The following is a 6,642-nucleotide window of genomic DNA, read 5'->3' as shown; positions in this document are numbered from 1 at the left end:
GCTGATGGTGCTCGATGCACTGCCGCTGAACGCCAACGGCAAGGTGGACCGCAAGGCGCTGCCTGCGCCCGAGTTCAGCAGTGACAGGGCGTACGAAGCGCCCGAAGGCGAAGTCGAACAGGCCCTCGCAGCCATCTGGGCCGAAGTCCTGCAGGTCGAGAAGGTCGGCATCCACGACAACTTTTTCGACCTCGGCGGGCACTCGCTGCTGCTGGTCCGTGTGCACCGCCTGCTCGAAGACAGGCTGCGCACCACGGTCCCGCTGGTTCATCTTTTCAAGTACCCCACGGTCGATTCGCTGGCCCGGTGGATGGCACGTGGTGCTGCTGCACCCGCGTCCTCGCCCACGGCCGGCGACGACCGCGCATTGCGCCAGCGCGCCGCCTTGCTTCAACGCCGCCAATCCGCGGAAAGAGTCAACTGATGCACACCCTCGACGAACAGCCGGACCAACCCGAACAACCCGGTGCGACTGGCATCGAGATCGCCATCGTCGGTATGGCGGGCCGCTTCCCCGGTGCCGACGATGTCGATGCGCTCTGGCGCAACATCCGCGACGGCGTGGAGTCCGTGGACAGCTTCACCGACGAGCAGCTGCGCGCGCAAGGCGTCCCGCAGGAACTGCTCGACGACCCGGCCTATGTGAAGTCAGGCACCCGGTTCAAGGGCTTCGACCAGTTCGACGCAGGCTTCTTCGGCTACTCGCCGCGCGAGGCCGAGTACCTCGACCCGCAGCAGCGCATCTTCCTGGAATGCGCATGGGCCGCGCTCGAGCACGCAGGCTGCGACGCGCAGCGCTGGCCGGGCAAGGTCGGCGTGTATGCGGGCGAAGGCCCCAACCTGTACCTGATGCGGCACCTGTTGCCCGCATTCGGCCTGGGCGACGGCCGCGGCATCGCCGACCTGCTGGGCCTCATGAGCGGCAACTCCGGCGGCTCGCTGTGCACCCGCGTGGCCTACAAGCTCGACCTGCACGGTCCCGCCGTGACGGTGCAGACCGCGTGCTCGACATCGCTGGCCGCGGTGCACACCGCCTGCCAGGCGCTGCTGGGCTATGACTGCGACATGGCGCTGGCCGGCGGCGTGTGGCTCAACCTGCTGCAGGACGGCGGCTACCTCTACCAGGAGGGCGCCATCCTCTCGCCCGACGGCCACTGCCGCGCCTTCGACGAGAAGGCCGCCGGCACGGTGATCGGCAGCGGCGCGGGCATCGTGGTGCTCAAGCGCCTGGACGACGCGCTGCGCGACGGCGACACCATCCACGCCGTCATCAAGGGCAGCGCCGCCAACAACGACGGCGCCGACAAGGTCGGCTTCACCGCTCCCAGCGTGAACGGCCAGGCCGAGGTCATCCGCGCGGCGCAGCTGATCGCGGGTGTGAGCGCCGCATCGGTAGGCTATGTCGAGGCGCATGGCACGGGCACGGTGCTCGGCGACCCGATCGAGATGGCCGCGCTGACGCAGGCCTTCCAGGCCGGCTCCGACCGCACGAACTACTGCGCCGTCGGCTCCGTGAAAACCAACATCGGCCACCTCGATGCGGCCGCCGGCGTCACCGGCCTCATCAAGGCGGTGATGGCGTTGAAGCACCGCACACTGCCGGCCAGCCTGCACTTCGAGCGTCCGAATCCGCAGATCGATTTCGCGGCCAGTCCGTTCTACGTCAACGCCGCGACGAAGCCCTGGCCCCCCGGCCCCACGCCACGCCGTGCCGGTGTGAGCTCGTTCGGCATCGGCGGCACCAACGTGCACGTGGTACTCGAAGAGGCACCGGCCGCGAAGCCTGCCGAAAGCTCTTCCGGCTGGCAGGTGCTGCCGCTGTCGGCGCAGAACGCCGCCGCGCTGCAGGAGGCAGGCCAGCGGCTGGGCGCTCATCTCGAAGCATCCGCCGATCAATCGCTTGCGGACATCGCGCACACGCTGCAAAGCGGCCGCCGCGCAATGCCGCTGCGCGCCGCCATCGTCGCCAACGGCCATGCGATGGGCGCGCAGGCGCTGCTCTCGCCCGAGGGCGGTTTCGAGCAGGTGATGCGCGCGCCGGCCAATGCGCCCGAGCTCGCCTTCCTGTTCCCCGGCGGCGGCACGCAGCACGCGAACATGGGTGCCGCGCTGTACCGCGACGACCCGGTGTTCCGTGGCGAGGTCGACCGCTGCTGCGCCTTGCTGAACGACGCCATGGGGATGGACCTGCGCCAGCTGCTGTACCCCGCAGCCGGAGCGGAGGCCGCGGCCGACGAGAAGCTCTCGTGCATCGAGTACACGCAGCCGGCGCTGTTCGTCGTCGAGTACGCGATGGCCCGCGCATGGATGGCGCGGGGCGTGCGGCCCGCCGTGATGCTGGGCCACAGCCTCGGCGAGTACGTGGCCGCCTGCCTGGCCGGCGTGTTCAGCCTCGAAGACGCGCTGCGCATCGTCGCCGCGCGCGGTCGCCTCATGCAGTCGATGCCCGCCGGGGCGATGACGGCCATCACGCTGAGCGAAGCCGGGCTGAAGCCGTTCGTCGGCGCCGGCTGTGACATCGCCGCGGTCAACGGCGAGCAGCTCTGCGTTCTTTCGGGGCCGCTGCAGGCCATCGAGGCGGTCGAGAAGCAACTGCTCGCAAGCGGCCTCCTGCCGCGCCGCCTGCATGTCGCCATCGCGTCGCATTCGGCCATGACCGAGTCGATCGTGGCCGAGCTGCAGAAGGTGATTGCCTCGGTGCCGCGCCATGCGCCGCGCATTCCGTTCATCTCCAACGTCACGGGCGAACCGATCACCGCCGCGCAGGCCACCGACCCGGCCTACTGGGGCCGCCATCTGCGCGGCACGGTGCGCTTCGCCCACGGGCTGGCCGCGCTGCTGCGCGTGAAGGGGCGCGTCGTGCTCGAGGTGGGGCCTGGCGAAACGCTGGCCGGCCTGGCGCGGCAGCATCCGCAAGCCGATTCGGCCGTGGGCATCTGGTCGAGTCAGGCGCATCCGCAGCAACAGGCCCGCAACGAGCGGCAGCTGGCCAGCGTGACCGGTGCGCTCTGGTGCGCTGGCGTCGAGATCGACTGGGCCGCCTGCCGCGCGGGCCAGCCGCGCCGCCAGGTGCCGCTGCCGAGCTACCCGTTCCAGCGCCAGTCGTACTGGGTGGAGGCAGGCACCTTCGAGGGCAGCGCCAACTCCAGGCTTTCGAATCCGGCGGCCGACGCGTTCCACGTGCCGACCTGGAAGCGCACCGAACCGCTGCACGCCGTGCGCAGCCCCGCACCGGCCGGCACCTGCACGCTGGTCTTCGGCGAGGCAGGCGGCCTTGCCGGCCAGCTGGTCCGCCATCTGCGCGAAAGCGCCGATGCGCATCCCGTCGTGTGGGTGGAGCAGGGCCCGGGCTTCGTCGAGATCGGCCCGCGCCACTACGCCATGCGCCCTGGCGAGCGCGCCGACCACGAGCAGCTGCTGCGCAAGGTGCAGGGCGGGATCGGCCCGGTGTCGAACATTCATCACCTGTGGGGCGTGGATGGCGAGTTCGCTGCGCCTTCCTCGTCGAGCGAGTTGCTGGAGCGCGGCTTCTTCAGCCTGCTGGCCCTGGCGCAGGCGCTGGACAGCACGGCGGGCGGGCGCGAGCGCAAGCTGTTGCTGCAGGTCGTCACCAACCGGATGGAAGACGTCTCGGGCCTGGAGCCACTGTGTCCCGAGAAGGCCACGCTGTTCAGCCTCGCCAAGGTGATCGGGCAGGAGTATCCGCACATCGGCTGCCGCGTCGTCGACGTGGTGCTGCCCGTGTCCGGCAGCCAAGCCGAGGCGTGGCTGGTGGCGCAGCTCGCGGCGGATGCGCCTGCCGCGCGCGACGAGCCGCTCGTGGCCTATCGCGGGCCGCACCGCTGGGTCAAGGGCTACGAGCCGCTGGCGCTGCCGGCGCAGGGGGCCGGGCCGCAACAGCGCCTGCGCACGCACGGCGTCTACCTGATCACCGGTGGCCTGGGCGGCGTGGGCCTGTCGGTGGCGCGGCACCTCGCCAGGTCGTGGCAGGCCAGGCTGGTGCTGCTCGGCCGCTCGCCGCTGCCCGAGCGCGCCGCGTGGGAATCGCTGGCAGCCTCGCCCGAGCAGCCCGCGGCCCTCCGCCAGAAGCTGCTGCAGCTGCTCGAACTCGAAGCCCTGGGCGGCGAAGTGCTCGTGCTGTCGGCGGACGTTGCCGATGCCGTGCAGATGCAGGCCGCGGCCGCGCAGGCCCGGCAGCGCTTCGGCGCCATCCACGGCGTGATCCACGCGGCGGGCCATGCCAGCAGCGGCATGATCAGCCAGCGCACGCGCGCCATGGTCGAGGCCGTGTTCGCGCCCAAGCTGCGCGGCACGCAAATCCTGCTGGAGGCCGTGCGCGGCGAGCCGCTCGACTTCGTGCTCTTCTGTTCATCGATCTCCAGCATGGCCGGCGGCCTGGGCATGAGCGACTACGCCGCCGCCAACGCCTACCTCGACGCACTGGCCGCACAGGCGCGGCGCAGCGCCGGCCACGCGGTCTTCTCGGTCAATTGGGACGCCTGGCGCGACCTGGGCATGGCCGCGGGCATGGTGCTGCCGGAGGGCGTGGGCATGGACGGCCCCGAAGGCGCGCTGGCGCTGGAGCGCATCGTCAACGGCCCGGCGCATGCGCAGGTCGTGATCTCGACGACCGACCTCGCGCAGCGGCTCGGCGAACTCGACAGCGGCATGCTGGCGCTGATCGAGAACAGCCCCCTGGCTCACGCTGCGCGCGCCACGCGCCGCAACCACCCCCGCCCCGCGCTCGACACGCCCTATGTCGCGCCCGGGGGCGATCTCGAAACCGGCCTGGCCGCCGTGTGGCAGGACATGCTGGGCATCACCGCCGTCGGCGTGAACGACAACCTGTTCGAGCTGGGCGGCGACTCGCTGCTGGCCATCCAGATCCTGGCGCGCGTGCGCAAGGCCTACGACATCGAACTGCATCCGGCCGCCTTCTTCAAGGCGCCCACCATCGCCGACCTGGCCCTGCTGGTCGAAACCCGCCTGATCGAAGAGATCGAGAACGCCGACTTGGCCGATGCCGTCGCCGCGGCCACGGATCGCCTGCCCGCCACCGCCTGAAGAACCCGCCATGCCCGAACTCCACGACATCTCCGAGCGTCGCGCCAGCCTGAGCGCGGAACAGCGCGCCAGGCTGAAGGAACGATTGCGCGGCGCAAGCGCCGGCATGCAGCAGCAGGCCGGCACGAGCACCATCCCCCCGCGCCCGCACCGCGACCGCGCGCCGCTGTCCTTCGCCCAGCGCAGGCAGTGGTTCCTGTGGAAGCTGGACCCGGCCCGCACGGCCTACCACCTGAGCGGCGGCCTCGTGCTCGGCGGGCAGCTCGACACCGACGCCCTGCGCGCGAGCTTGCAGGCGCTGGTCGACCGCCACGAGTCGCTGCGCACCGTGTTCCGCGAGGCGGGCGATGGCGAGGCCGAGCAGGTCATCCGGGAAGCGGTGGAGGTCGCGTTGCCCTGCATCGACCTGAGCACGCTCGACGCCGACGCGCGCGACGCCGCGATCCGGCGCGAGGAGCACCGCATTCGCGCCGAGCCTTTCGACCTCACGCACGGCCCGCTGATGCGCGCCGTGCTGCTGAAGACGGATGCGCGAACGCATCGCTTGCTGGTGGTGATGCACCACATCGTGTCGGACGGGTGGTCGGTGCAGCTCACGCTCGACGAACTGGCCGCGCTGTATGCCGCGCGCGTGCACGGCCAGGCCGCGGTGCTGCCTGCGCTGCCCGTCCAGTACGCCGACTACGCCGTGTGGCAGAACCAGTGGCTCGACGGCGGCGAGGGCGAACGGCAGCTCGTCTGGTGGCGCGACCAGCTGGGCACCGGGCAGCCGGTGATCTCGCTGCAAACCGATCGACCGCGCAACGCCGACGGCCGCTACGGCTCGGCGCGCGTCACCGTCGCCTTGCCCGGCGACACGCTTGACCGCCTGCGCCAATCCGCGGCGTCCGAAGGCGCGACGCTGTTCATGGCCCTGCTCGCGGGCTTCAACGCATTGCTGTTCCGGCACACCGGGCAGACCGATGCGCGCGTGGGCGTGCCCATTGCCAACCGCAACCGCGCGGACACGGCGGGCGTGGTGGGCTTCTTCGTCAACACGCAGGTGCTGCGTTCGCAGATCGATGCGAGGACGACGCTGGCGCAGCTGCTGGTGCAGACGCGCGACACGGCCATCGGCGCGCAGACCCACCAGGACCTGCCGTTCGAACAGCTGGTCGGTGCGCTGAGGCCCGAACGCAGCCTGAGCGCGAACCCGTTGTTCCAGGTGATGTTCAACCACGTGCGGCGCGACCACCGTTCGCTGGCCGAGTGGCCGGGCGTGTCGGTCGAGCGGCTGGACTTCGAGGAAGAAGACGCGCAGTTCGAACTGACGCTGCAGACGCTGGAGTTCGAGGACGGGCGGGTCGAGGCGAGCTTCCTGTATGCGGACGAGTTGTTCGATCGTGAGACGGTCGAGCGGATGGCTGGGCACTATGTGGCGGTGCTGCATGCGCTGGCCTGGCGGCGCGAACTGGCGGTGGGCGACGTGCCGCTGGTGGGTGCGGCGGAGCGCGCACAGCTGGCGGCGTGGAGCGGGAACAAGCACCGCCACGAAGGCGCACAGCCCGTGCATCGGCAGATCGAAGCGCATGCGAGGCT

At 70.9% G+C, this 6,642-nt stretch carries 3 protein-coding genes; all 3 read left to right on the top strand.

What is annotated here, in order from left to right:
* On the top strand, window positions 1-424 hold a 424-nt coding region (locus ACCC97_RS28370; RefSeq protein WP_413336291.1), incomplete at its 5' end, for a phosphopantetheine-binding protein.
* Entirely contained in the window at window positions 424-5,064 is a 4,641-nt protein-coding gene (locus ACCC97_RS28365) for an SDR family NAD(P)-dependent oxidoreductase (protein WP_413336289.1), read from the top strand. The genes ACCC97_RS28370 and ACCC97_RS28365, both read left to right, overlap by 1 nt.
* Window positions 5,065-5,074: 10 nt before the next feature.
* Window positions 5,075-6,642 (top strand): condensation domain-containing protein (locus ACCC97_RS28360; protein ID WP_413336287.1); only part of this gene is annotated, 1,568 nt, incomplete at its 3' end.

Origin of the sequence: Variovorax sp. Varisp85 (assembly GCF_047304045.1) — a bacterium.
Classification (GTDB): Bacteria; Pseudomonadota; Gammaproteobacteria; order Burkholderiales; family Burkholderiaceae_C; genus Variovorax.
Note: the sequence above shows the minus strand (reverse complement) of the source record. Positions and strands in the feature narration are given on the sequence as shown.

Excerpts from the sequence above, each read along its gene's own strand:
- ACCC97_RS28365 (WP_413336289.1), top strand. The coding sequence starts at position 424 with ATGCACACCCTCGACGAACAGCCGGACCAACCCGAACAACCCGGTGCG.